Source organism: Paenibacillus terreus (genome assembly GCF_042138595.1).
Taxonomy (GTDB): Bacteria; Bacillota; Bacilli; order Paenibacillales; family Paenibacillaceae; genus Paenibacillus; species Paenibacillus terreus.
Map to the genome: position 1 here is coordinate 372,899 of NZ_JBHIRX010000001.1, position 23,195 is coordinate 396,093.

Here is a 23,195-nt window from a genome sequence, read left to right on the forward strand (position 1 = left end):
CGGCCGGTGAACATGCAAGGGGGTGAAAATATTGGTGGATGTACTTTCGCAGGGTGAAATTGACGCCTTGTTAGCTGCTCTCTCTTCAGGGGAGATGGATGCGGAGGAACTGAAGAAGGAAGAAACGGAGAAAAAGATCCGCTCCTATGATTTCAAACGGGCTGTCCGTTTTTCCAAGGATCATATCCGCAGCTTGACACGAATTCATGAAAATTTTGCACGTTTTCTGACAACCTACTTTTCTGCACAGCTTAGAACATTTGTACAAATCAGTGTCGTTCAGGTTGAACAGCTTCCTTATGACGAATTTATACGTTCCATTCCGAAAATGACGATACTGAATATCTTTGAAGCAGAGCCCCTGGAAGGCCGCATGGTGCTCGAGGTGCATCCGAACGTGGCCTTTGCGATGCTGGACCGCTTGCTGGGAGGCGTCGGGACCACACCTTCCAAAATCAATACGTTGACCGAGATTGAGACGACGATTATGGAGCGGATTTTCAGCAGGGCATTTCAAAGCTTGCAGGAAGCATGGAAAACGGTGCTTGATATAACACCAAGGCTTGAAGCAATGGAGACCAATCCCCAGTTTATGCAGATTGTGTCTCCTAACGAGACGATCGCCCTCATTTCGCTCAGCACCAAAATTGGCGATACCAGCGGCATGATCAACCTGTGTATTCCGCATGTTGTTCTTGAGCCTATCATGTCTAGGTTGTCCACGCATCAGTGGTTTACCTCGGAGAAAAAGTCCAGGGCGCCGGAGGAAGTGGATGCGCTAAAACAGCGCGTGAGCAAGGCAAAGCTGCCGATTGTAGCTGAATTGGGCGAGTCAAGTATTTCTGTTTCCGAATTTTTGGGCCTTTCTGTCGGTGATGTGATTTCTCTGAATTCATCCGTGAAAGATGGTCTGGCCATTAAGGTGGGGGACAAATTAAAATTCAAAGGAAGCCCCGGTGTGCTGAAGGAACGGGTTGCCGTCCAGATTGACGAAATCGTCAGCGAAGGAGTTGAAGAAATTGACGAGTAAGGATTATTTATCTCAGGAGGAAATCGACGCTCTCCTGAAGCAGACCGAAATGGGGGCAGGGACATCCTCAGCCGCGGATCAAACGGTTGACGATCTTCTCACTCCTTTGGAGCAGGACGCTCTCGGAGAAATCGGCAACATCACGTTCGGCAGTGCCGCTACGGCACTTTCAACACTGCTTGGCGTTAAGGTGGATATTACTACACCAAAAGTGTCCATTATTACACGTTCTGAATTCGAGTCGACATTCCCCAAGCCGCATGTGGCTGTGCATGTCAATTATGTTGATGGCTTTGAAGGGATCAACTCGCTCGTTATCAAGAAGCGGGACGCACAGGTCATTGCTGACCTGATGCTGGGCGGGGAAGGAAATCCGGCGGATGAAGAGCTGAATGAAATTCATATCAGCGCCGTTCAGGAAGCAATGAATCAAATGATGGGCTCCTCGGCCACCTCCATGTCGACCATATTTAACCGGTTTGTCAACATATCACCGCCAGGCATCGACATTCTCGATCCTACCCATGGAGATGGGGTGTCAAGCCTACCGGAAGATGCAGTTCTCGTGACAGTATCCTTCCGGCTTTTGATCGGAGATTTGATTGACTCCACCATCATGCAGCTGCTGCCTGTGCCTTTTGCCAAGGAGATGGTTCATACGCTGATCAGCGGCGGTGACGAGCCTGCTCCAGACCCAGCGCCAGCGTCTGCATCAGCACCACAGCAGAGCGCGCCGCCAGAGCCTCCTGCACCGCCTGTTCAACCGCAGCCGCAGCAGCCTGCACAAGCTGCTCCGCAGTATGCACAGCAGCCGATGGCGCCGCAGGATATGGGCTATATGCAGCCTCCGATGCAAGGGGCAATGCCGCCACAGCAAATGCCGTATGGAGCACCTCAGCATTACGGTTCTGCTCCAGGGCGGAATGTAAATGTGCAGCCCATTCAATTTGCGAATTTGCAGTCCGGCGGCTACGCCCAGGTGGATGAAAACAATCTGGGGCTGTTGATGGACATCCCGCTGAAGGTGACTGTAGAGCTGGGAAGAACCCAGAAGCAGATCAGGGATATTCTGGAGCTGTCCCAGGGCTCGATTATCGAGCTGGACAAGCTCGCCGGCGAGCCCGTAGATATACTGGTTAACAATAAGCTGATCGCAAAAGGCGAAGTCGTCGTTATCGATGAAAACTTCGGTGTGCGCGTAACGGATATTGTGAGCCAATGGGACCGGATTCAAAAAATACAATAAGCATAATTTAGGGAGGATTTATTTTACATGGCTAACCGAATTTTGATCGTTGACGACGCAGCATTTATGAGAATGATGATCCGTGACATCCTGACGAAGAACGGTTACGAGGTTGTTGGGGAAGCTCAGGATGGCGCGCAGGCTATCGAGAAATTCAAGGAGCTTCGTCCGGACCTGATTACGATGGATATCACCATGCCGGAAATGGACGGCATTGCCGCTCTGAAGGAAATTAAGAAAATTGACGCCAACGCCAAGGTCATTATGTGCTCTGCGATGGGCCAGCAGGCTATGGTTATCGATGCCATTCAAGCAGGGGCCAAGGACTTCATTGTGAAGCCGTTCCAGTCTGACCGCGTAATTGAAGCGATCAGCAAAACTTTGGGAGCTTAAAATTACAGCGATGAATGCAGGACAGGAGGGGACGGTAATGAATGGCGGCGGAGGGATTGAAGGCTTCAGTGCTTGGAACGCGGCAACGGTTTTCATTGCGCTTGCCTTCATTATTGTATTGATTCTCTACCTGATTCGCTTTCTGGGCAAAAAGAATCAGAGCTGGTTCGGCAGCAGGTCCATCCGGGTTCTGGGAGGTGTGGGCCTTGCTCCGAACAAATCTCTGCAGCTGGTTGAGATCGGCAGCAGCATCTATCTGGTTGGTGTTGGGGAAGAAATTCGTCTGATCGACAAAGTATCTGATCCGGAGGAAGTGGAGCGAATTGTGGCCGCCCTTGAGCAGGAGTCGTCTCTGCAGCGCGGTCCGCTTGCCCCGCTCATCTCCAAGCTGGGAGACAAGCTGCGCAAGAAGAGCCATGAGCCCCCGGAAGAGCTGGGTGACGACATCACATTTCATGAGCTGTTCGAATCCAAGCTTCGGCAGATGCCGAGCCGTAAGGACAAGCTGGACAAGCTGCGGAATGAGGACAATATTACAGATCGGTCGGGAGATGCATGAGAAAAAAGATTATACTAGCCAGCTTGCTGTTTGTCTTGTTCAGCTTCCTGTCCGTGACAGCGGCCTCCGCCGCTGCGCCGATTCCGGACATCAGCATTGACATCGGCAGCCAAGACAGCGGACAGCCCGGTACATCGTCGCTGTCCATTATTTTGCTTATTACCGTGATCAGCGTTGCTCCTGCACTGCTCATGCTGATGACGAGCTTTACCCGCATCGTGATTGTACTCGGGTTTGTAAGAACTTCGCTGGGTACGCAGCAAATGCCGCCCAATCAGGTGCTGGTGGGGCTTGCGCTGTTCCTGACCTTGTTTATCATGGCTCCCACGTTTTCGGCCATGAATGAGACGGCACTCCAGCCTTATCTGAAAGGGGAGCTCTCACAGTCGGAGGCGCTGGAGAAGGCGCAGGAACCCATTAAAACCTTTATGTTCAAACACACACGGGAAAAAGACCTGCTCCTGTTTATGAAATATACGAAAATGGAGAAGCCAAGCAATTATCAGGAAATTCCTTTGACCGTTATGGTGCCGGCTTATGCGATCAGTGAATTGAAAACCGCTTTTCAGATGGGTTTTATGATATTCATCCCTTTTCTCATTATTGACATCGTTGTATCAAGCACCCTGATGGCCATGGGGATGATGATGCTGCCGCCGGTTATGATTTCGCTTCCTTTCAAAATACTGCTGTTTGTTCTTGTGGACGGCTGGTATCTGGTTGTGAAATCACTGCTGCTCAGCTTCAATACATGACAGTTTATGGATTGTGATTTACTCCGGGGAGGACGGCCATGACATCAGAATTTATTATCTCGCTGGCGGGTCAAGCCGTTTATACGGTGCTTGTCGTGAGTGCGCCCATGCTTATTCTGGGACTGGTTGTGGGGCTGATCATCAGCATATTTCAGGCAACAACCCAAATACAGGAACAGACTTTGGCCTTCGTACCTAAAATCGTGGCGGTTCTGCTTGCTCTGCTGCTGTTTGGTCCTTGGATCCTGCAGACCATGGTCGATTTTACCTACAACATCCTTGATAATTTGTATCGATATATAGGATAGGTCGGACGGAATGGAGATGATACTGCAGAGTTTTCCTGTTTTTTTGCTGATCTTTTGTCGAATAACATCGTTTTTTGTGGTTGTGCCGGTCTTTTCCACCCGTGGGGTCCCCATGCAGTTTAGGGTCGGCATAGCAGCGATACTGTCCATATTGGTGTACTTGACCTTCGGAATCAAGGAGCAGGTGCCGGCTGATTTAAGCTACCCGCTTCTCGTTATCCGTGAAATTATGATTGGCCTACTGCTGGGTTTCGTCGCTTATCTGATGTTTATGGCGATTCAGACGGCCGGTTCGTTTATAGATATACAAATCGGACTTGGTATCGCCAGCGTCTTTGATCCGATGACAGGCGCTTCCGTACCGATTACGGGCAATTTCAAATATACCATCGCACTTCTGTTCTTTCTCAGCATGAACGGTCATCATTACCTGCTGGATGCCATTATGTACAGCTATAACTGGGTTCCTTTGGATAATGATTTCTTTCTCAGGTTGTATGGGGGAAGCATTTCAGATTTCCTAATTAAAACATTCAGCCAATCCTTTTTGCTGGCGTTCCAAATGGCTGCTCCTATTGTGGTGGCCACCTTTCTGACTGACGTCGGACTTGGTTTTCTTGCCAAAACGGCGCCGCAGTTCAACATTTTTGTGATCGGGGTACCGGTCAAGCTGATTGTCGGTCTGATTATGCTGTTTTTGTTAATGCCGGCGCTCGCTGTTTCCTTTGAACGTTTGTTTAATGTGATGTTTGAGGCGATGCGCACACTGCTGGACGTTGTGGGCAGCCGCCCGAATGGCTGATTTGGAGGTGCCTGTGGAGTGCTGAAATATTCCCTTGATCTGCAGCTTTTTGCCGGGGAAAAGACAGAAAAAGCTACACCCAAGAAGAAGCAGGAAGCCAGGCAAAAAGGCCAGGTGGCCAAAAGCCAGGAAATATCGACTTCCGCGGTGCTGCTGATTTCTGTACTGAGCCTGATGATGTTTGGCACCTATTTTAAAGATAGTACGGTCAGACTGTTTACAGATATTTTTACGAACAGGCTAACGATGGACGTCACGCCGGAAAATGTGATCACGATGTTTGGCCAGTATGGGATTCAGATTCTGTTAATATTGGCCCCCATCTTTGTGTCCGCTTTTTTGATTGCCATTCTGGCAAACTATTTACAGGTCGGTTTTCTGCTGACAGGTGAAGGCCTGGCTCCCAAATTCAGCAAGCTTAACCCGATCAAAGGCTTGAAAAATATATTTTCATTGCGTTCGGCCGTGGAGTTTCTGAAATCCATTCTGAAAATGACCATTATCGGCCTTCTTGTTTACAGTGTCATCTGGGGTACGAGAGGTGATATGTCCAAAATGTCCGAGCTGACAGGCGACCAGATCTTGTCCTATGCCGCCGGCCTCACCATGGAGCTTGGTATCAAAATCGGTGTCTGTCTGTTTGTACTCGCTGTTTTGGATTATATGTACCAAAGATACGAGCACGAAAAAAGCTTGCGGATGTCCAAGCAGGACATCAAGGATGAATATAAAAAAATGGAAGGCGATCCGCTGATTAAAGGGAAGATTCGCGAACGCCAGCGGCGTATGGCGATGCAGCGCATGATGCAGGAGATTCCCAAAGCGGACGTTATCGTCACCAACCCTACGCACTTTGCGGTAGCTCTCAAGTATGACGGCTCCGAGATGGAGGCCCCGCAAATTATTGCGAAAGGCCAGGATTATCTGGCGCTGCGCATCAAGGAGATTGCCAGGGAGCATGGCGTAGTAACGATGGAAAATAAGCCGCTGGCACGGGCGCTCTATGCAAGAACGGAAATCGGGGACACGATCCCCGGCGACTTGTTCCAGGCAGTCGCTGAGGTGCTGGCGTATGTATATAAATTAAAAGGCAAGACGAAATAGCGGGATCGGAGGGCAAGAGACCATTGAAAACAAAAGATATAGCTGTCCTTGGAGGCGTTATCGGCATCGTGCTGATGATGATACTTCCGATTCCTGCATGGCTGCTCGACATACTGCTTGTTATTAATATTGCGCTCGCGCTTATGATACTGCTGGTGGCCATGAATACGAAGGAAGCGCTGGAATTCTCCATTTTCCCGGCCCTGCTGCTGATTACGACGTTGTTCCGCCTGGCGCTGAACGTGTCCACGACCAAGCTTATTTTGGGGACCGGGCATGCAGGGGAAGTGGTCGCCACCTTCGGCAGCTGGATCGCCGGCGGTCAAATTGCCGTCGGGTTCGTCGTGTTTCTGATTCTGGTCGTCGTGCAATTCATTGTCATTACCAAAGGCTCGGAGCGCGTTGCCGAGGTAGGGGCACGTTTTACGCTCGATGCCATGCCAGGGAAACAGATGAGCATTGACGCGGATTTGAACGCGGGTCTCATCAATGAGCAGCAGGCGCGTGAGCGGCGAGGCAAAATTGAACGTGAGGCCGACTTTTACGGAGCGATGGACGGTGCCAGTAAATTCGTTAAAGGCGATGCTATTGCGAGCATCATTATTCTGATCATCAATCTGGTCGGCGGTTTTATTATCGGCATGGCTATCATGGGGCTGGGCTTTCAGGAAGCCCTGTCAACCTTCTCCGTATTGACAATCGGTGACGGGCTGGTCAGTCAGATTCCGGCGCTGCTTATTTCGACGGCGGCCGGTCTGATTGTTACCCGCGCTTCGTCCGAAGGCAATCTGGCCCAGGACCTGTCCAGCCAGCTGTTTTTATTCCCAAAGCTAATCTATATTGTGGCGGTTACCGTGGCTCTGCTCGGTTTTTTCACTCCGATTCATGTGATTACGACGCTTCCGCTTGCGCTGCTGCTGTTTTTTGTTGCACGTAAAATGCAGCAGAATATTGCGCGTAAATCAATCGAGGTCGAACAATTGGAAGAAGAGCAGCAGATTGAAGAAGTCCGCAGTCCGGAGAGTGTCATTAACCTTCTGCAGGTAGACCCGATTGAATTCGAATTCGGCTACGGTCTGATTCCGCTCGCGGATACCCAGCAGGGGGGAGACCTTTTGGACAGGATCATTATGATTCGCCGGCAATGCGCTCTGGAGCTGGGGCTGGTTGTGCCGGTTATCCGGATACGCGACAATATCCAGCTTAAGCCCAATGAGTATGTCATCAAGATTAAAGGCAACAACGTAGGCAGCGGTGAACTGCTGCTGAATCACTACCTGGCGATGAGTCCCGGCTATGATGATGATGCTGTATCGGGCATCGAAACGACAGAACCGGCTTTTGGGCTTCCAGCATTATGGATCGATGAGTCAACGAAGGATATTGCGGAGCTGTCGGGTTACACAGTGGTCGATCCTCCGTCCGTTGTAGCCACCCATTTGACGGAAACGATCAAGAAGCATGCCCATGAGCTGCTCGGCAGACAGGAGACAAGGGCGCTGATTGATAATCTGAAGGAGAATTATCCGGCATTGGTGGACGAGCTGATTCCTTCCGTGCTTGGTGTGGGGGATGTGCAAAAGGTGCTGGCGAAGCTGCTTCGTGAAAAAATATCGATCCGGGATATGGTTACGATCTTTGAAACGCTGGCCGATTACGGCACCTATACGAAAGATCCGGACGTGCTTACGGAATATGTAAGACAGGCGCTTTCACGCCAGATCACTCAGCAGTATTCCCAGAAGGGAGATACGCTGAAGGTTATCACGGTCGGTCCAGCCCTGGAGAAGAAGATAGCGGAAAGCGTGCAGCAGACCGAGCAGGGCAGCTATTTGGCGCTCGATCCGGTTTCCACTCAGACTGTATATCAAAAGCTCACTGAACAGATTAACCGCCTGATTCAATCAGGCCAGCAGCCGATTGTCCTGGCATCACCGACCATTCGCATGTATCTGCGCCAGGTCATCGAACGGACGATGCAGGATATTCCGGTTTTATCCTACAGTGAGCTTGAACCGAACGTTGAAATTCAAAGTGTCGGGGTGGTGAACTTATGAGAGTGAAACGATACGTTGTTGAAACGATGCCTGAAGCGATGCAGCAAATCAGGGGTGACCTCGGCAATGATGCAGTCATTCTAAGCACCAAAGAATTGAAAGTTGGCGGTTTCTTGGGGCTGTTTTCCAAAAAGAGAATCGAGGTCATTGCCGCGGTGGAGAAAGAGACCGACTCGTCTCCCCGTACGTCTTCTTCCAGCACAGCCGTCCAAACAGCGCAAAAGCTGCCCTCTGCTCCGCAGGCGGCCATCGCCCGTGTGACAGCACCTGACGCTTATAAAAGAACAGCGGCGCTGCTGAACAAGAGCAATGAAGGGGAAGACAAGCAGGGGCAGGCTGCCGCGCAACCGCAGCGTGAATCCGCTGAATCGTCGGAGAAGGGCATAGACATGAGCACGGGCCGTGAAGCTGCCCTGCCCGATTTGACGGCCGCGGGATTGGCTGACGAGCATGTCAACGGAAGAGACCGTGGGACCCTGTCCTCACTGCAGCAAGACGCGCTGCTTGGAGAGATCCGTGAAATGAAAGCGATGATGAGCCGGATTTCGCGTTATACACAAGTGTCATCATCTCTGCCCGAGCAAGTGCAGGCTCTGCATGAGCGGCTGCTGGAGCAGGAGGTTGAGCAGGAACTGGCGGACGAATGGCTGGGGCGGGTGCTGCAGCGTCAGGAGGAAAGCGGTGTTTCATTAGAGGAGTTCTCCTTTAAGAGCGCCCTGGAGGAAGAAGTCCAGCAGTTCCTCAGCGCCCGGTTTGGTGGAGGCATTTCTGCAAGTACCAAAATCGTGTACATTGCAGGCCCGACCGGGGTGGGCAAAACGACGACGATCGCCAAGCTGGCCGCCGAGCAGCTTTTCAAATTCCAGCGCAAGGTCGGCTTCATTACTTCTGATACGTACCGGATTTCGGCTGTGGAACAGCTGCGGACCTATGCCACGATTTTGAATGTTCCGCTGGAGGTGGTCCAATCTCCGGGGGATCTGCAGCGTGCGATGCACAGGCTTGAGCAGTGCGACCTCATCCTGATGGACACAGCCGGACGGAATTACAGAAACGAGCTGCTTGTGTCCGAACTGCAGAGCCTGCTGGCGCCGATCGAGGAAAGCGAAACCTATCTTGTCTTGAGCCTGACCTCGAAATCAAGGGATATGCTAGAGATCACCGATCACTTCAACAAGTACGGACTGGATAAAGTGATTTTTACCAAAATGGATGAAACAGGCAGCATTGGCGCCATATTTAATGTTCTGCAGCATTATCCTTTGTCTTTATCCTATATGACCAACGGACAGAATGTTCCCGACGATCTGCTGATGCCCGGCAAAGACATGATTACAGGAATGCTGCTGGGGGACCGTGTATGAGCGATCAGGCCCAATCGCTGAGACAAATGGCTTCGCTGCATGAGAAAGGCCGTCTCTCCAAACGAAGCTCACAGGCCAGGATTGTCACGGTGTCCAGCGGTAAAGGCGGTGTAGGCAAGTCCAACTTTACGCTGAATTTTGCCCTTGCGCTGCAAAGCCTGGGCAAGCGGGTGCTGGTGTTTGATGCGGATATCGGCATGGCGAATATCGATGTTCTTATGGGTTCCTCCTCCAGATACAATCTTGCTCATGTGCTGAAACGGGAAAAGACGATGGCGGAGATTGTTCAGAGCGGAGCAGGTTCACTTCCCTATATTCCGGGGGGATCCGGGATCAGCGAGCTGTTTTCGCTGTCAGAACAGGATCTGGCATATTTTGCGGAACAGGTGGAAGAGCTGGCGGCTGAGATGGATTATGTTTTTTTTGATACAGGTGCCGGCCTGTCCAAAGAAAATCTGAAATTCATCACCTCGGCTGACGAATGTCTAGTCATTACCACGCCGGAGCCTACTTCCATTACAGATGCCTATGCGCTCATTAAGGTCGTGAACGGGGTGCAAAAGGAGACGGCATTTAAGATTATCGTCAACCGTGCCGATAACGATAATGAGGCCCTGCAGGTTGCCGATAAAATTTCGCTGGTTGCGCACCGCTTTCTCGGGTTGAATATCCCGCTTCTCGGTTATATCCGTGATGACCAGCATGTTACGCAGTCTGTCAAAAAGCAGGTTCCTTTTTCACTCGCTTATCCGGGCTGCCCGGCCTCCAGGGACATTTTGCGTTTGGCGCACCGCTTTGCTTTAATGCCCGTCGCGGCGGAAACTGGAACCTTAGCCGGAATCAAAGGATTTATGCAGAAATGGCTTCGGCGCCCATCGAAATGATTCTGAGATAAGGGAAACAGAGGTGTTGAAAATTGGCAATTTTTCGGGTGCTGGTCGTGGATGATTCTGCCTTTATGCGGAAAATCATCTCCGATTTGATAGTAAAGGACTCTTCTTTTGAAATTGCCGGTACCGCAGCAAATGGCAGGGAAGCCTTGGACAAGATTCGGGAGCTTAAGCCCGATTTGGTGACAATGGATGTGGAAATGCCTGAAATGAATGGCCTTGAGGCATTGAAAATCATTATGCAGGAGCATCCGCTGCCGGTGATTATGCTGTCAGGGATCAACGAGCAAGGAATGAAGGAGACGATTATGGCCCTGGAGGCGGGGGCGTTCGATTTTATCCGGAAGCCATCCGTCTCCCATTCCCAGGATATTCAGCAGGTTGGGGCGTCTCTCCTTGAACAGATGAAAGCCGCCATGCAGGCGGTAAAGCGGCGGGCTGACCGGGAGGAAGCGCTGAAAAAGGCTATTCAGGAAAGAGCGGCCAAGGAGAAGGCTGTCAAGGAGGCTGCCAAGGCTCGCGTGGAGGAGGAAAGCAGCAAGCCGGAGCAGCAGGCGATCGAGCAAAAGCCGCCTGTACGTCCGTCCATTCCGCCAGCTTCACCGCCGGAGGCAGGTTCGCAGCTGAAAGGGACGAAACTGAACCGTCCTGGAGCAGCGCCTTCCTCTTCGGGCATTCATATCCGGAAAGCTTCCATTTCCGACATGCCTGCCCGTCAAACCGCCAAGGCAGCAGACAGCAATAGACCCCAGCCCGAGGCTGCGAAGCCAGCGGCACAGAACAAGCCGGAGCAGCCCAAAAAGCTTGCCGCTCCGCTTGCGAAGACGGGTCAGCCAGCTGCTGTGCCGGCTCAGGGCAAAGGCCCTGGAGTTGCCGCCGAGCTGCGCAGACTGGTAGCGGTCGGCTGTTCGACCGGCGGACCGAGGGCGCTCAAGACGCTGCTGGAAAGTCTTCCGGGTAATTTCCCGGCCCCGATCGTGATTGTGCAGCATATGCCGCCGAACTTCACCCGCTCCCTGGCCCAGCGTTTAAACTCTCTCAGCAGGCTTAAGGTGGTGGAGGCGGAGCAGGGAATGATTCTGGAGAACGGAACGGCCTACATTGCTCCGGGGGGATACCAGATGCAAATTGCCGGAGGAAATGGCGGCAAATACACGATTTCCCTTACGTCCGAGGAGCCGCGCAACGGCCACAGGCCTTCGGTGGACACCATGTTTGAATCCCTTGTTCCTTTTACTTCACTTGAGCGGCATCTTGTTCTGTTAACAGGGATGGGCAGCGACGGGGCCAGAATGATGAAGCTGCTGTATGACAAAGGCGTTCAATCCACCTTTGCGGAAAATGAAGAAACCTGCGTCGTATACGGCATGCCCCGCTCTGCAGTGGAATTAAATTGTGTAAAGCATCTCCTGCCTCTGCAGGAAATCGGCCCCAAGTTAATACAAGTTGTGAAATAATCGGAGTGTAACTCATTGAGGAGGTGTCTCACAATGGACATGAACCAGTATTTATCCATGTTTATTGATGAGTCGAATGATCATCTGCAATCTCTTAACGAAAACATGCTTCAGCTTGAAAGCAATCCGACCGATCTCGGAATCGTCCAGGTGATTTTTCGCTCGGCTCATACCCTGAAAGGGATGGCTGCAACGATGGGCTTTGAAGATCTGGCTTCGCTTACACATCAGATGGAGAATGTGCTTGATCTGGTGCGTAACGAAAAGCTGGCGATGCAGGAATTCATATTTGACACCTTGTTTAAAGGTCTGGACGCCCTGGAGTCGATGGTTCAGGATATCACTGCAGGCGGTGAAGGAAAAGCGGACGTCTCCTCTATTGTTGCTGCACTGCAATCCATTGTGAGCGGTGAATTTCAGTCCTCGTCAGCGAAGCAGGAGGCGGCTCCCGCTTCGGCTTCGGTCAGCGTGCTGGACACTGCGGGATTGGTATTAGACCAGTTCCAGTATTCCGTCCTTGAGCAATCCATCAAGGAAGGGCACCATGTGCTGTACGTTCAAGTATCCATCAGCGAAGAGAGCCAGCTTAAAGCGGCACGGGCCTTTATGGTATTCAACGCTCTTGAAAATGCCGGAGAAATCGTGAAAGCCAATCCTTCGGTGCAGGATATCGAACAGGAAAAATTCGACCGCAGCTTCTCGCTGTACTTCATCACACAGAAAGAAACGGACGAACTGAAGAAGGAAATTCTCGGCATCTCCGAAGTCGAGCAGGCGGAGCTTACGGAGCTGGATGAAGAGTCGCTGAAGCAGATGAGCGACGAGAGCATGGAAGCCGTGAAAGCCGCTTCTGCGGAAATGGCTGCAGCCGTTGCTGAAGCTGTACATACTCCTCCCGCGGATGCCGGTAAAAGCTCGCCTCAAGCCGCCAAGTCAGCGGCCAAAGCTCCGGTGAAAAATGCGGCTCCTGCACCAAACCGGACAATCCGTGTCGACATTGAACGCCTGGATGTGCTGATGAATCTGTTCAGCGAGCTGCTGATCGACCGTGTCCGGCTGGAGCAGCTCGCCAGTGAAGCGGGGAACTCGGCTCTGACCGAAACGGTTGAGCATATGAGTCGCGTCAGCGCAGACTTGCAAAATATCGTGCTGAAGCTGCGGATGGTGCCGGTGGATACAGTGTTTAACCGTTTTCCGCGGATGGTGCGCGATTTGGCGAAATCTTTGGATAAAAAGCTGGATTTGATCATCACGGGCGCTGAAACAGAGCTGGACCGTACGGTGATCGACGAGATCGGCGACCCGCTTGTTCACCTGCTACGCAACTCGGTTGACCATGGCATTGAATCCGTGGCAGACCGCATTGCTGCAGGCAAGCCTGAAACGGGAACCGTTCACCTGCGCGCATTTCACAGCGGCAATAACGTGTTTATCGAGATCGAGGACGACGGGGCAGGCATCAACCGTGAGAAGGTGCTGCGGAACGCCATTAATAAAGGGATTCTGACCCAGGAGCAGGCAGCGGCCATGACGGACGAGGAAGCCTACCAGATTTTGTTCGCTCCCGGCTTCAGCACCGCCGAGGTCATCTCCGATATTTCCGGCCGGGGCGTGGGACTTGATGTGGTCAAATCGAAAATCACTTCCCTCGGCGGGAATGTAACGATTTTCTCCACGCCTGGTAAAGGAACGAACTTCTCTGTGCAGCTGCCGCTCACCCTGTCGATTATCGCGGCCATGATGGTGCAGATCGGTTCGGAGAAATATGCGATTCCGTTGTCCTCCATTGTCGAAACAGCCATTGTGAAGCGCGATAAAATCCGTACGGTGCACGGGAATAAAATGATTGCCTTCCGTGAAACCCACATCCCGCTGATTTCACTGAGTCAAATCTTTGAGGTTCCGGATTTCAACGAGAATGAGGAAGAGGAAACCGAGGTGGTGGTCATTCGCAAAGGGGACAAGCTGGCTGCGGTTTCCGTGCAGGACTTTTTGGGACAAAGCGAAATTGTCATCAAAAATATGGGCAAATATCTTCCGGCCATTCCGGGCATTTCCGGCGCAACCATTCTCGGTGACGGGCAGGTTGCTTTGATTATCGATCCTAACGTCTTCATTAAATAAGGATGATTTCCGAATCGTGAATTTCATTGGGGAGGGTTTTTGAGCATGGGAGAAGAAATTAAAGTTATCGTCTTTAAATTGGGTGAGGAGGAATACGGGGTGGAAGTGGACAAAGTCCAGTCCATCGAGCGTATGGTTCCCATTACCCGGGTGCCGAAGACGTTTACGTTCGTAAAAGGTGTTTTCAACCTGAGAGGTGTGGTTATGCCTGTCATCGATCTGCGCGGCCGCTTCGGTCTGGAAGAGACGGAGCATACGGATCAGACCCGGATTATTATCGTTTCGGTCAATGAGATGCAGGTTGGCTTTATTGTCGATTCCGCGAACGACGTTATTGATTTGAACACAGATACAATTGAAACGCCGCCTGAAGTCGTGGGAGGCATTAAAGCCAAGTACCTGCGCGGTGTGGCCAAAATCAGCGAAGAGCGTCTCCTGATCATGCTGAACCTGTCCGAGGTGTTGAATAAAAGCGAAATCGTTCAGCTGGAAAGTATCGAGGACTAAGCCCGTGTTCAACAACTTAGAGGATTTCAAAATGGACGTTCTGAAGGAGGTCGGGAACATCGGGGCCGGCAATGCCGCCACCGCGCTGTCCCGGCTTCTGAACAAGCCTATAGATATGGGAGTTCCGAAAGTCCAGCTGCTACCGTTTGAGGCCATCGCCGATAAAGCGGGCGGACCCGAGCAGCTGGTCGTGGCCATCTTTTTTCGCGTGGAGGGAGATGCTCCCGGCAATTTGTTCTTCATCCTGGCTCCGGAAGCTGCGAAGGGACTGCTGCAGCGGCTGGCGGGCATAACTTCGGAGGACGAGGACAGCTTCACGGATATGGAGCAATCCGCGCTCTCGGAGATCGGCAACATTTTGGCTGGTTCTTATCTCTCCTCCCTGGCGGATTTCACAAAGCTGTCCATGTATCCTACCGTACCGGGACTTGCGATGGATATGGCTGGCGCGATCCTGAGCTACGGCCTGCTGCAGTTCGGGCAAATGGGGGATGACGCTCTTTTGATTGACACATCGTTTTTTGAAGGACAAAATCATATTGAAGGGCAATTTTTCCTCATCCCGGACCCGGAATCCTTCGAAAAAATTTTCGAGTCATTGGGAGTCCGCTAAGCTATGATAGAGGAGAAAAACATTATTAAAGTGGGCATGGCGGATTTGAATGTCGCGAGCTTCCCGGATGCCATCCGGACGACAGGTCTGGGATCCTGTGTCGGTTTGACGATGTATGATCCTCAGCTGAAGATTGCCGGTATGGCCCATGTTATGCTTCCGTCTTCCGATATTGCGCGGGAAGGGCAGATCAACATTGCCAAATACGCGGATACCGCCCTGCCTGAGCTGCTGGACAGAATGCTTCAGCTCGGAGCTGCGCGCAGCCGGGTTGTGGCCAAAATGGCCGGCGGCGCGCAGATGTTTGCTTTTGCGGGCGGGGGAGACACGATGAGGATCGGTCCCCGCAATGTGGAATCATGCCGCGCGATGCTGACGGAGCTGCGGATTCCCCTGATTGCTGAAGACACGGGCGGCAATGCAGGGCGAACCATTGAGCTCGATTGTCTTACCGGCGTTTTGAGTATTCGAAGCGTACAAAAAGGTGTAAAGGAACTATAAACATGTTATTTGGAAGCTTGCGCATGAACTTGTGGTCCGGAGCCGTCGGTTTTGTGCTGACATTCCTGCTGTCCCTGAACAGCAATTTGCTGATGACCAGCTTAATACGCGGATTAATCGCTTCTGCAGTCTGGTTTCTGCTCGCTTTTGCGGTTCGTTTTCTCCTGGGGTTCCTGACCCAGCCTGAACATCCGGCGTCCGCTTATCCGCAGGCGGACAGCGGCGCGGGACTGGGAGAAGGCCTGGGCACGCATCTGGACCTCACCACGCCTGACGAAAGCGAGGATTTGAACGATCTGCTGAAGCCGCAGCCGGATTCGGAGCCATCGAAGGCAGCGGACTTTAAGCCGCTCAATCCGCCCAAGCTGGTTACGAGCAAAGAGCCTGAAGAATTGGCGAAGGCAGTTCGTCACCTGACAGACAAATAGAGGAGGGTGAAGCCGATGACCGAGCGAAAAGCCGCTCACTTGAATTACTCTGAACTATGGGAGCGCTGGAAAGAGCATGGCGAGTTGGAGGCCAAAAAGCAGCTGATTGAAAACTATCTCCCTATTGTCGAATATGTTTCCGGCCGTCTCGCAGTTGGCTTGCCCAAAAATGTATCCAAGGATGATTTGGCCAGCAATGGTGTCATGGGACTGATTGACGCTATCGAAAAGTTTGATTATGAGCGTGGTCTGCAATTTGAAACCTATGCTTCCTGGCGAGTACGAGGAGCCATACTCGACGGGCTGCGTCAAGGCGACTGGGTTCCCCGTTCGGTCAGAGAAAAGGCCAAAAAGATCGAGGATGCCTATCAAAAACTTGAACAAAAATATTTGCGGACAGTCAGCGACGCGGAAATGAGCAGTTATCTTGATGTATCGGAAAAAGAGTTTCAGAGCATGCTGCAGGAGGTTGCCGTCATGTCCATCTGTTCCCTGGAGGATCCGATCCGGGAAGAAGAATCGGAGACAAGGCTGTCTCTTCTGATTGATGAAAAAGCCAAAAATCCCGACCATACAGTAAATGAGTTTTACCTGCGGGAAGCACTTGTACAGGGAATTGAGAAGCTTACTGAAAAGGAGCGGACGGTTGTTTCCTTGCTGTATTACGAGGACTTATCCCTTAGCGAAATTGCGGAGGTTATGTCATTGTCTCCTTCCCGGATATCCCAGCTGCATTCAAAAGCAATTCTGCGTCTTAGGGCGACACTGGACAAGCAGCGGGATTTGCTGATGCGGAAGGATTGAACCTCCACCACTTTAATCTGAGAGGAGAATGGGGTTGGAGCAGGAATACGCGTTGGATCAGTTTTTGAACATAACGATGACCGCGGACAAGAGTGAGGCTTACCTGGAGTTTTCCAAGCATGATGAGGGCTTTCATTGCTCTTTTCAGGAGCTGGAGAATTATTTGGAAAAACAAAATATACGTTATGGAATCAAACGTCAGACACTGCAGCAGCTTGCAGACCGTCCGGAGAAGTTCTTTCTCGCCAAAACCCTGATTGCTGAAGGAACGGCTCCGATCAGCGGGAAGGATGGCTACATAAAAATGGTGGAAATCATGAACCGGTCTGATGAGCACAGGCCGCTTGAGACCCAGGACGGTAAAGTGGATTACAAGGAATTGATTCGTTTGAGCAATGTCCGCAAGGGCCAGCTTATAGCCGAACGTTTTGATCCTGAACCGGGGGTGCCGGGCACGGGAGTAACCGGGGAGGAAATTCCTTTTCGCGCAGGCAGGGAAGCCAGGTTTAAAGTAGGCAAAAATGTCGTTGTGCATCCGGAAGGCTCTGCTTTATACGCTGCCATAGACGGAATGGTGACGACGACGGATAAAGATAAAATCAACGTTTTTCCCGTCTATGAAGTGAACGGTGATGTGGATTACAGCATCGGCAACATCGATTTTGTCGGAACGGTTGTCATCCGAGGCAATGTGCTTACAGGATTTCGCGTCAAGGCTGACGGCGACATCAGGGTCGTCGGCGGAGTCGAAGGCGCGGAGCTGGATGCTGCCGGTTCAATCGAGATCACGGGCGGTATTATCGGCTATCATAAAGGTCTGGTTAAAGCGGGCCATAATGTCAAATGCTCCTTTATCCAGGATGGCAATGTTGCAGCAGGCGCGAATATTGTTGTCTCGCAAAGCATTATGCACTCCAATCTGCGTGCAGGCAAACAGGTTCTGTGCAGCGGTGCCAAGGGACTCATCGTCGGCGGAAACATCCAGGCCGGAGAAAAGGTGGCGGCCAGAACGATCGGCAATACGATGTCGACCGCCACCAGCATAGAGGTTGGCGTTCTGCCCGAGCTTCGCAACGAATTGACGGAGCTGCGTAATCTCCTCAAAGAACAGGCCGTCAGCCTGGACAAGACGACCAAGGCGCTTAACATTTTGGATCAGCTCGCCTCCGCCGGTCAACTCACTCCTGACAAGACCGCCATGCGCATCAAGCTGAAGGCCACCAAGGCATCCACTGAGCGGGAGCAGGGTGAAAACCGGGCGAGAATTCTTGAAATTGAAAGGATGCTCGAAGACACCGATACGGCCAGAGTTGAAGTCAGAAGCATTATTTACAGCGGCTCTAAAATAGTTATCGGCAGATACACGAAATATATTAAAGATTCTGTACAAAGAATGGTGTTTCACCATCAGGATGGGGACATTACGATGTCCGCCTTGGTCTGATCCCTTGATGTTATGGGTTATCTTAGGCTGGCAAGCGCAGCTGCTGCTAAGAAAGGCGTGATCCTATGAGTTTGAAAGCCGTTGAGTTGCAAATTGCCGTCCCGCGTACGAGCGAGGCGGGGAAGGTACTAAGCGAAAACCGGCACAGAATGGTCAATGACCAGGCTCTTCTCGGGGAGCAGGCCGTGAAAGAGACCGAGACGGTCAGACAGCGCAGCGAAGCGGTCGAGCAGTCCGCCGACGCAGCTGTCCGCGACCGGGAAGGGCAATCGAACCACCGGGATCACCGGGACAAGCGGCGCGGTTCCGAGCCTACGCAGGATAATCCGCCTGCCGTACACCAGGCAGAGCATCCGTTTAAAGGACATCATATTGATTTATCGCTTTAATTGGCGATGAACGGGACATGAAGGAGACGATTTTTTTTGGATCCATGGTTATATATCATATTGCTGGGTCTTGCCGCCCTGATGTACGGCTGGATGCTGCCCAAGCGCGGAGGAAACAAAAATCCGGAAGAGGCATTGGTGAAAAACATGGAGGCTACACTTGAGCAGTATATGGCCGATGTCGGACGGGAAAACGATGAGCTGATTGATCTGGTCACGCAGATGAAACAGGATCATGCTTCACGGCTGACCGCCATGCAGGAGCAAATCGTTGAGCTAAGGCAGCGGATAGTGGAGCTGGAAAAGCAGGACCGCCGCGGCACGGACGTCCCGCAGCAGGCTGCGGCCCGCGTAAGTGAGCAGTTAAACCAATCGTCCTCCGGTGCCATTGTACAGGAAGCGGATCAGAATAAACACGGCCCTGCAATTGAGGATCATGCTGCTGAAGAGAAAACGGATGAGCCCCAGGAGACGATCCGGGACCGTTATGCCGAACTATTCACGCTGCACAGCCAAGGGAAGTCGCTCGACTCCATCGCCAAGCAGACAGGAATGCAGCGCGGCGAGGTGCAGCTGATCCTTCAGTTGGCCGAAAGGGAGGGCCGGCATGCTTAAAAACCGGACGTTTATGCTTGGAATGGGAACGGGAATGATTGTTGGAGCGCTGCTGCTTCAGCTGGCGATCATCGGTCAGGGGCAATCGAAGGGGGCCGACGCTCCCCGTGAACTTACTCGGGAAGAGGTGGAAACTGCCGCGCAGCGGCTCGGGCTGCAGATCAGCGACAGCACGGAACCTTTACTGACCGAGGAGCAGTGGCGTCAGAAGGTGATAGAGAAGGGAAGTCAAACGCCTGAGGAGCCGGCTGCTCCGGACAGCGCGGATGCCGCTTCCGGGCCGAAAGCCCCTCAGCAGCCTCAGACCGGCAGCCCCGAGACTGCAGCTCCGCTAGTCGGAAAAGACAAGGTACAGGCTCCTGAAAAGCCCGCAGCGCCGGAGGCTCCGCCCATCCGGTACCGCATCGTACCGGGCAGCAATCTAAGCAACGTTGCCGAAGGGTTGAAGCAGGCGGGAGTAATCGCGGATGCAGACGCTTTTCAGAAAGCGGCAAATGAGCAGAAAATCAATACGAAAATCCGCTCCGGAACCTACAGCTTCCGTGAAGGGGAAACCTTTAAATCTATCATTACGAAAATAACAACTCCTCCGAAATGACCGTTGGAAAGAGGCTCTCCAAAATCAGGTTGCAACGGTCTATGTCTTATGATATATTAATTGACGGTGTTAAAAACACACGCTGGTTAATTTCGTAAAGGGTGCTTCCGGAAGGGAGTTTTTACGGAAGATGATATCAGCGGAGGAACACACAAAAACCAAACTTAGGAGGTGCGTGAAGATGGCAGTAATCTCCATGAAACAGCTTCTGGAAGCTGGGGTACACTTCGGTCATCAGACTCGTCGCTGGAACCCGAAAATGGATCGTTATATCTTCACTGAAAGAAACGGTATTTACATCATTGACTTGCAAAAGACAGTGAAAAAGGTTGAGGAAGCTTACAACTTTGTGAAAAACGTGGCTGCTGAGAACGGAACGATTCTGTTCGTAGGCACTAAGAAACAAGCGCAAGACTCTGTTAAAGAGGAAGCAACACGCGCTGGACAATTCTACATCAACCAACGCTGGCTCGGCGGAACGCTGACGAACTTCCAAACAATTCAAAAGCGTATCGACCGTCTGAAGCAGCTGGAAACTTGGGAAGAAGACGGCACATTCGAAGTTCTTCCTAAGAAAGAAGTTATCATTCTCCGCAAAGAGAAAGATCGTCTTGAGAAATTCCTGGGCGGAATCAAGAACATGAAGGGTCTGCCAAGCGCATTGTTCATCATCGATCCTCGCAAAGAGCGTATCGCGGTTGCTGAAGCTCGCAAGCTGGGCATCCCAATCGTAGGTATCGTTGATACAAACTGCGACCCGGATGAAATCGATTATGTTATCCCTGGTAACGATGACGCGATCCGTGCCGTTAAATTGCTGACAGGTAAAATGGCTGATGCTGTTATGGAAGCTAACCAAGGCGAAGAAACTACTGCTTAATACCGCTTTTGCGGCACGTAATATATGAATTAAATGAAAAGGGTGGTTGGTAGGTGGATAACCTTTCACTGCCCTTTTTTTGGGAATAAAGCAAGTAGTGCAACCAATACTTAGAACAATCAATTCTTTTTGGAGGGAAATTTAATATGGCAGTAAATGCGAGCGCAGTAAAAGAGCTTCGTGAAAAAACAGGCGCAGGGATGCTGGATTGCAAAAAAGCGCTTGAAGAAACCAACGGTGATATCGAGAAAGCGATCGAGTTTCTCCGTGAAAAAGGTTTGGCTGCTGCCGCTAACAAAGCGGGCCGTATTGCAACTGAGGGTGTTGTTGAATCCTACATCCATGGCGGCGGAAGAATCGGTGTTATCGTAGAAATCAACTGCGAAACCGACTTTGTTGCAAAAACAGACCAATTCAAAGAATTCGCTCGTGACATCGCTATGCACATCGCAGCTTCCAACCCTCGTTACGTTCGCCGTGAAGAGGTTGCTGCTGACGAGATCGAAAAAGAGAAAGAGATTCTGAAAGCACAAGCGCTGAACGAAGGCAAACCTGAGAAAATCGTTGAAAAAATGGTTGAAGGCCGTATCGGCAAGTTCTATGAAGAGTTCTGCCTGATGGAACAAGCTTTCATCAAAGATCCGGACAAAACGATCGCAACACTGCTGAACGAGAAGATCAGCACGATTGGCGAGAACATCTCCATCCGCCGCTTCGTACGTTACGAACTGGGTGAAGGTCTGGAGAAAAAAGAAGATAACTTCTACGAAGAAGTTATGTCTCAGGTGAAACAATAATACCGTTTGCACGGGTTGTATAGGCGTCAGAAGGAAAATGGAACACGCCAGTGTTCCTTTTCTTTCAGATACGGACGGATTGTGCGCTCTTGTCCAGAAAAGCTACCTGCTTGAAGACAGGAGCTTTTCTTGCAAATGGACATTAAAATAGGTAGAAACTGAATAGTGGAGGGTGAGCATTTGGAACAGCCTGTATTTAAACGTGTCGTCTTGAAGGTAAGCGGCGAGTCGCTGGCGGGCAATAACGGGTACGGCATCGACGCCGATACGATTGCATCCATTGCACAGCAGGTCAAGGATGTTGTGGATTTGGGCGTAGAGGTCGCTATCGTGTGCGGAGGTGGCAATATCTGGCGCGGAATCGCCGGAAGCGCCAACGGAATTGACCGTGCTACCGCAGATTATATGGGGATGCTCGCAACCGTCATGAATTCACTTGCATTGCAGGATTCGCTGGAGCAAATTGGCGTTCCGACACGTGTACAGACATCGATCGCCATGCAGCAGATTGCGGAACCGTACATACGCCGCAAGGCCATCCGCCATCTGGAGAAGGGGCGTGTCGTGATCTTTGCTGCAGGCACCGGCAACCCGTTCTTTTCGACGGACACAACCGCAGCGCTGCGTGCGGCGGAGATTGAGGCTGAGGTCATCCTTATGGCTAAAAACAAGGTGGACGGCGTTTATTCGGCCGATCCGTTTAAAGACAGTACTGCCGAGAAATATGAGCAGCTTACTTATCTGGATGTGCTGAACAAAAATCTCGGGGTTATGGACTCGACAGCTTCGTCGCTGTGCATGGACAACAACATTCCGCTTATCGTATTTGCAATTACCGAGCAGGGCAATATCAAGCGGGTCGTGCTGGGGGAAAAAATCGGAACCATCGTTAAAGGGAGTGTAAATTAATGCCGCAATCCATTAAGAAAAGCGCAGAAGAGCGCATGGAGAAAGCCATTCAGGCGTTGAGACGCGATCTTGCGACACTTCGCGCCGGACGCGCTACACCAAGCCTTTTGGACCGCGTTCAGGTTGAATATTACGGAGCCATGACTCCGCTGAATCAGCTGGCTAACATCAACACACCGGATTCCCGCACATTGATGATCCAGCCTTGGGATAAATCCTCACTGGCTGACATCGAGCGTGCCATTCAGAAGTCTGATTTGGGATTGACGCCTTCCAATGACGGGAACGCGATCAGACTGGTGGTACCGGCACTGACGGAAGAGCGTAGAACCGAGCTGGTGAAGATGACGAAGAAGTTTGGTGAAGAGGCGAAGGTGGCCATCCGCAATATCCGCCGCGATGCCAATGATGATATCAAAAAACTTGAAAAAACCGATATTTCCGAGGATGAATCCCGCCGCCATCAGGACGATATCCAAAAGACGACGGACAAATTCATTGCGGAAGTAGACAAAGTACTCGCTGCGAAAGAAAAAGAGATCATGGAAGTGTAAGAGACTTGCGGCCCCTCCTTTACGGTGGGGTTTGTCTCTTTTCACGCCCATGCCTAATTTCCAGAGA

Annotated in this window: 26 protein-coding genes; all 26 read left to right on the forward strand. The window is 51.5% G+C overall.

The genetic code is table 11. From position 1 onward, the window contains the following. Positions 1 to 31: 31 nt before the first annotated feature. Positions 32 to 1,030 (forward strand): flagellar motor switch protein FliM, encoded by a 999-nt coding sequence (fliM, locus tag ACE5KN_RS01745; protein WP_375525663.1) that lies wholly within the window; start codon positions 32 to 34, stop codon positions 1,028 to 1,030. After that, positions 1,020 to 2,276: a flagellar motor switch phosphatase FliY gene (gene fliY / locus ACE5KN_RS01750; RefSeq protein WP_375525703.1), complete on the forward strand. Its 1,257-nt coding sequence runs from the start codon at positions 1,020 to 1,022 to the stop codon at positions 2,274 to 2,276. The genes fliM and fliY overlap by 11 nt, the downstream gene beginning before the upstream one ends. Positions 2,277 to 2,303: 27 nt before the next feature. Next, a complete protein-coding gene (locus ACE5KN_RS01755) occupies positions 2,304 to 2,669 on the forward strand; it encodes a response regulator (RefSeq protein WP_355317291.1) in 366 nt (121 codons plus the stop codon). A gap of 37 nt (positions 2,670 to 2,706) precedes the next feature. After that, positions 2,707 to 3,228, forward strand: coding sequence for a flagellar biosynthetic protein FliO (locus ACE5KN_RS01760; protein WP_375525662.1), 522 nt, complete (start codon positions 2,707 to 2,709; stop codon positions 3,226 to 3,228). Continuing rightward, positions 3,225 to 3,983 carry a flagellar type III secretion system pore protein FliP gene (gene fliP, locus ACE5KN_RS01765; protein ID WP_375525661.1) on the forward strand — a complete coding sequence of 253 codons (759 nt, stop codon included), beginning with the start codon at positions 3,225 to 3,227 and terminating at the stop codon, positions 3,981 to 3,983. The genes ACE5KN_RS01760 and fliP overlap by 4 nt, the downstream gene beginning before the upstream one ends. 38 nt (positions 3,984 to 4,021) lie before the next feature. Then, a complete protein-coding gene (gene fliQ / locus ACE5KN_RS01770) occupies positions 4,022 to 4,291 on the forward strand; it encodes a flagellar biosynthesis protein FliQ (protein WP_355317285.1) in 270 nt (89 codons plus the stop codon). 10 nt (positions 4,292 to 4,301) lie between these two features. Then, entirely contained in the window at positions 4,302 to 5,093 is a 792-nt protein-coding gene (fliR, locus tag ACE5KN_RS01775) for a flagellar biosynthetic protein FliR (protein WP_375525660.1), read from the forward strand. A 21-nt stretch (positions 5,094 to 5,114) separates the two neighbouring features. Further along, a complete protein-coding gene (gene flhB / locus ACE5KN_RS01780) occupies positions 5,115 to 6,197 on the forward strand; it encodes a flagellar biosynthesis protein FlhB (protein WP_375525702.1) in 1,083 nt (360 codons plus the stop codon). A 23-nt stretch (positions 6,198 to 6,220) separates the two neighbouring features. Then, positions 6,221 to 8,254 carry a flagellar biosynthesis protein FlhA gene (gene flhA / locus ACE5KN_RS01785; protein WP_375525659.1) on the forward strand — a complete coding sequence of 678 codons (2,034 nt, stop codon included), beginning with the start codon at positions 6,221 to 6,223 and terminating at the stop codon, positions 8,252 to 8,254. Next, positions 8,251 to 9,618, forward strand: a complete 1,368-nt coding sequence (gene flhF, locus ACE5KN_RS01790) for a flagellar biosynthesis GTPase FlhF (protein WP_375525658.1) — start codon at positions 8,251 to 8,253, stop codon at positions 9,616 to 9,618. The genes flhA and flhF overlap by 4 nt, the downstream gene beginning before the upstream one ends. Next, positions 9,615 to 10,502, forward strand: a complete 888-nt coding sequence (locus tag ACE5KN_RS01795; protein ID WP_375525657.1) for a MinD/ParA family protein — start codon at positions 9,615 to 9,617, stop codon at positions 10,500 to 10,502. The genes flhF and ACE5KN_RS01795 overlap by 4 nt, the downstream gene beginning before the upstream one ends. A gap of 32 nt (positions 10,503 to 10,534) precedes the next feature. Then, complete coding sequence (locus ACE5KN_RS01800; protein WP_375525656.1) at positions 10,535 to 11,965, forward strand: protein-glutamate methylesterase/protein-glutamine glutaminase; 1,431 nt, start codon at positions 10,535 to 10,537, stop codon at positions 11,963 to 11,965. A 33-nt stretch (positions 11,966 to 11,998) separates the two neighbouring features. Further along, positions 11,999 to 14,089 carry a chemotaxis protein CheA gene (locus tag ACE5KN_RS01805; protein WP_375525655.1) on the forward strand — a complete coding sequence of 697 codons (2,091 nt, stop codon included), beginning with the start codon at positions 11,999 to 12,001 and terminating at the stop codon, positions 14,087 to 14,089. Positions 14,090 to 14,134: 45 nt separating this feature from the next. Then, on the forward strand, positions 14,135 to 14,596 hold the full coding sequence (locus ACE5KN_RS01810; protein WP_375525654.1) for a chemotaxis protein CheW: 462 nt from the start codon (positions 14,135 to 14,137) through the stop codon (positions 14,594 to 14,596). 31 nt (positions 14,597 to 14,627) lie between these two features. Continuing rightward, on the forward strand, positions 14,628 to 15,209 hold the full coding sequence (locus ACE5KN_RS01815) for a chemotaxis protein CheC (RefSeq protein ID WP_375525653.1): 582 nt from the start codon (positions 14,628 to 14,630) through the stop codon (positions 15,207 to 15,209). A 3-nt stretch (positions 15,210 to 15,212) separates the two neighbouring features. Further along, positions 15,213 to 15,710 carry a chemotaxis protein CheD gene (locus ACE5KN_RS01820; protein ID WP_375525652.1) on the forward strand — a complete coding sequence of 166 codons (498 nt, stop codon included), beginning with the start codon at positions 15,213 to 15,215 and terminating at the stop codon, positions 15,708 to 15,710. A 2-nt stretch (positions 15,711 to 15,712) separates the two neighbouring features. Further along, positions 15,713 to 16,138 (forward strand): hypothetical protein, encoded by a 426-nt coding sequence (locus ACE5KN_RS01825; RefSeq protein WP_375525651.1) that lies wholly within the window; start codon positions 15,713 to 15,715, stop codon positions 16,136 to 16,138. Positions 16,139 to 16,153: 15 nt separating this feature from the next. Continuing rightward, positions 16,154 to 16,942: a FliA/WhiG family RNA polymerase sigma factor gene (locus ACE5KN_RS01830; protein ID WP_375525650.1), complete on the forward strand. Its 789-nt coding sequence runs from the start codon at positions 16,154 to 16,156 to the stop codon at positions 16,940 to 16,942. A gap of 34 nt (positions 16,943 to 16,976) precedes the next feature. After that, positions 16,977 to 18,386 (forward strand): flagellar assembly protein A, encoded by a 1,410-nt coding sequence (locus ACE5KN_RS01835; RefSeq protein ID WP_375525649.1) that lies wholly within the window; start codon positions 16,977 to 16,979, stop codon positions 18,384 to 18,386. A gap of 65 nt (positions 18,387 to 18,451) precedes the next feature. Continuing rightward, positions 18,452 to 18,775, forward strand: a complete 324-nt coding sequence (locus ACE5KN_RS01840) for a hypothetical protein (protein WP_375525648.1) — start codon at positions 18,452 to 18,454, stop codon at positions 18,773 to 18,775. 81 nt (positions 18,776 to 18,856) lie between these two features. Next, the gene (locus tag ACE5KN_RS01845) at positions 18,857 to 19,390 is read left to right on the forward strand and encodes a DUF6115 domain-containing protein (protein WP_375525701.1); all 534 of its coding nucleotides are present in this window, start codon (positions 18,857 to 18,859) and stop codon (positions 19,388 to 19,390) included. Next, positions 19,383 to 19,988 carry an endolytic transglycosylase MltG gene (locus ACE5KN_RS01850; protein ID WP_375525647.1) on the forward strand — a complete coding sequence of 202 codons (606 nt, stop codon included), beginning with the start codon at positions 19,383 to 19,385 and terminating at the stop codon, positions 19,986 to 19,988. Before ACE5KN_RS01845 ends, ACE5KN_RS01850 begins: the two co-directional genes overlap by 8 nt. Before the next feature lie 181 nt (positions 19,989 to 20,169). Next, on the forward strand, positions 20,170 to 20,868 hold the full coding sequence (gene rpsB / locus ACE5KN_RS01855; protein ID WP_375525646.1) for a 30S ribosomal protein S2: 699 nt from the start codon (positions 20,170 to 20,172) through the stop codon (positions 20,866 to 20,868). A gap of 146 nt (positions 20,869 to 21,014) precedes the next feature. After that, positions 21,015 to 21,665 carry a translation elongation factor Ts gene (tsf, locus tag ACE5KN_RS01860; protein WP_355317461.1) on the forward strand — a complete coding sequence of 217 codons (651 nt, stop codon included), beginning with the start codon at positions 21,015 to 21,017 and terminating at the stop codon, positions 21,663 to 21,665. 180 nt (positions 21,666 to 21,845) lie between these two features. Beyond that, positions 21,846 to 22,574 carry a UMP kinase gene (gene pyrH, locus ACE5KN_RS01865; protein WP_355317257.1) on the forward strand — a complete coding sequence of 243 codons (729 nt, stop codon included), beginning with the start codon at positions 21,846 to 21,848 and terminating at the stop codon, positions 22,572 to 22,574. After that, complete coding sequence (frr, locus tag ACE5KN_RS01870) at positions 22,574 to 23,128, forward strand: ribosome recycling factor (protein ID WP_375525645.1); 555 nt, start codon at positions 22,574 to 22,576, stop codon at positions 23,126 to 23,128. Before pyrH ends, frr begins: the two co-directional genes overlap by 1 nt. Positions 23,129 to 23,195 lie beyond the last annotated feature (67 nt).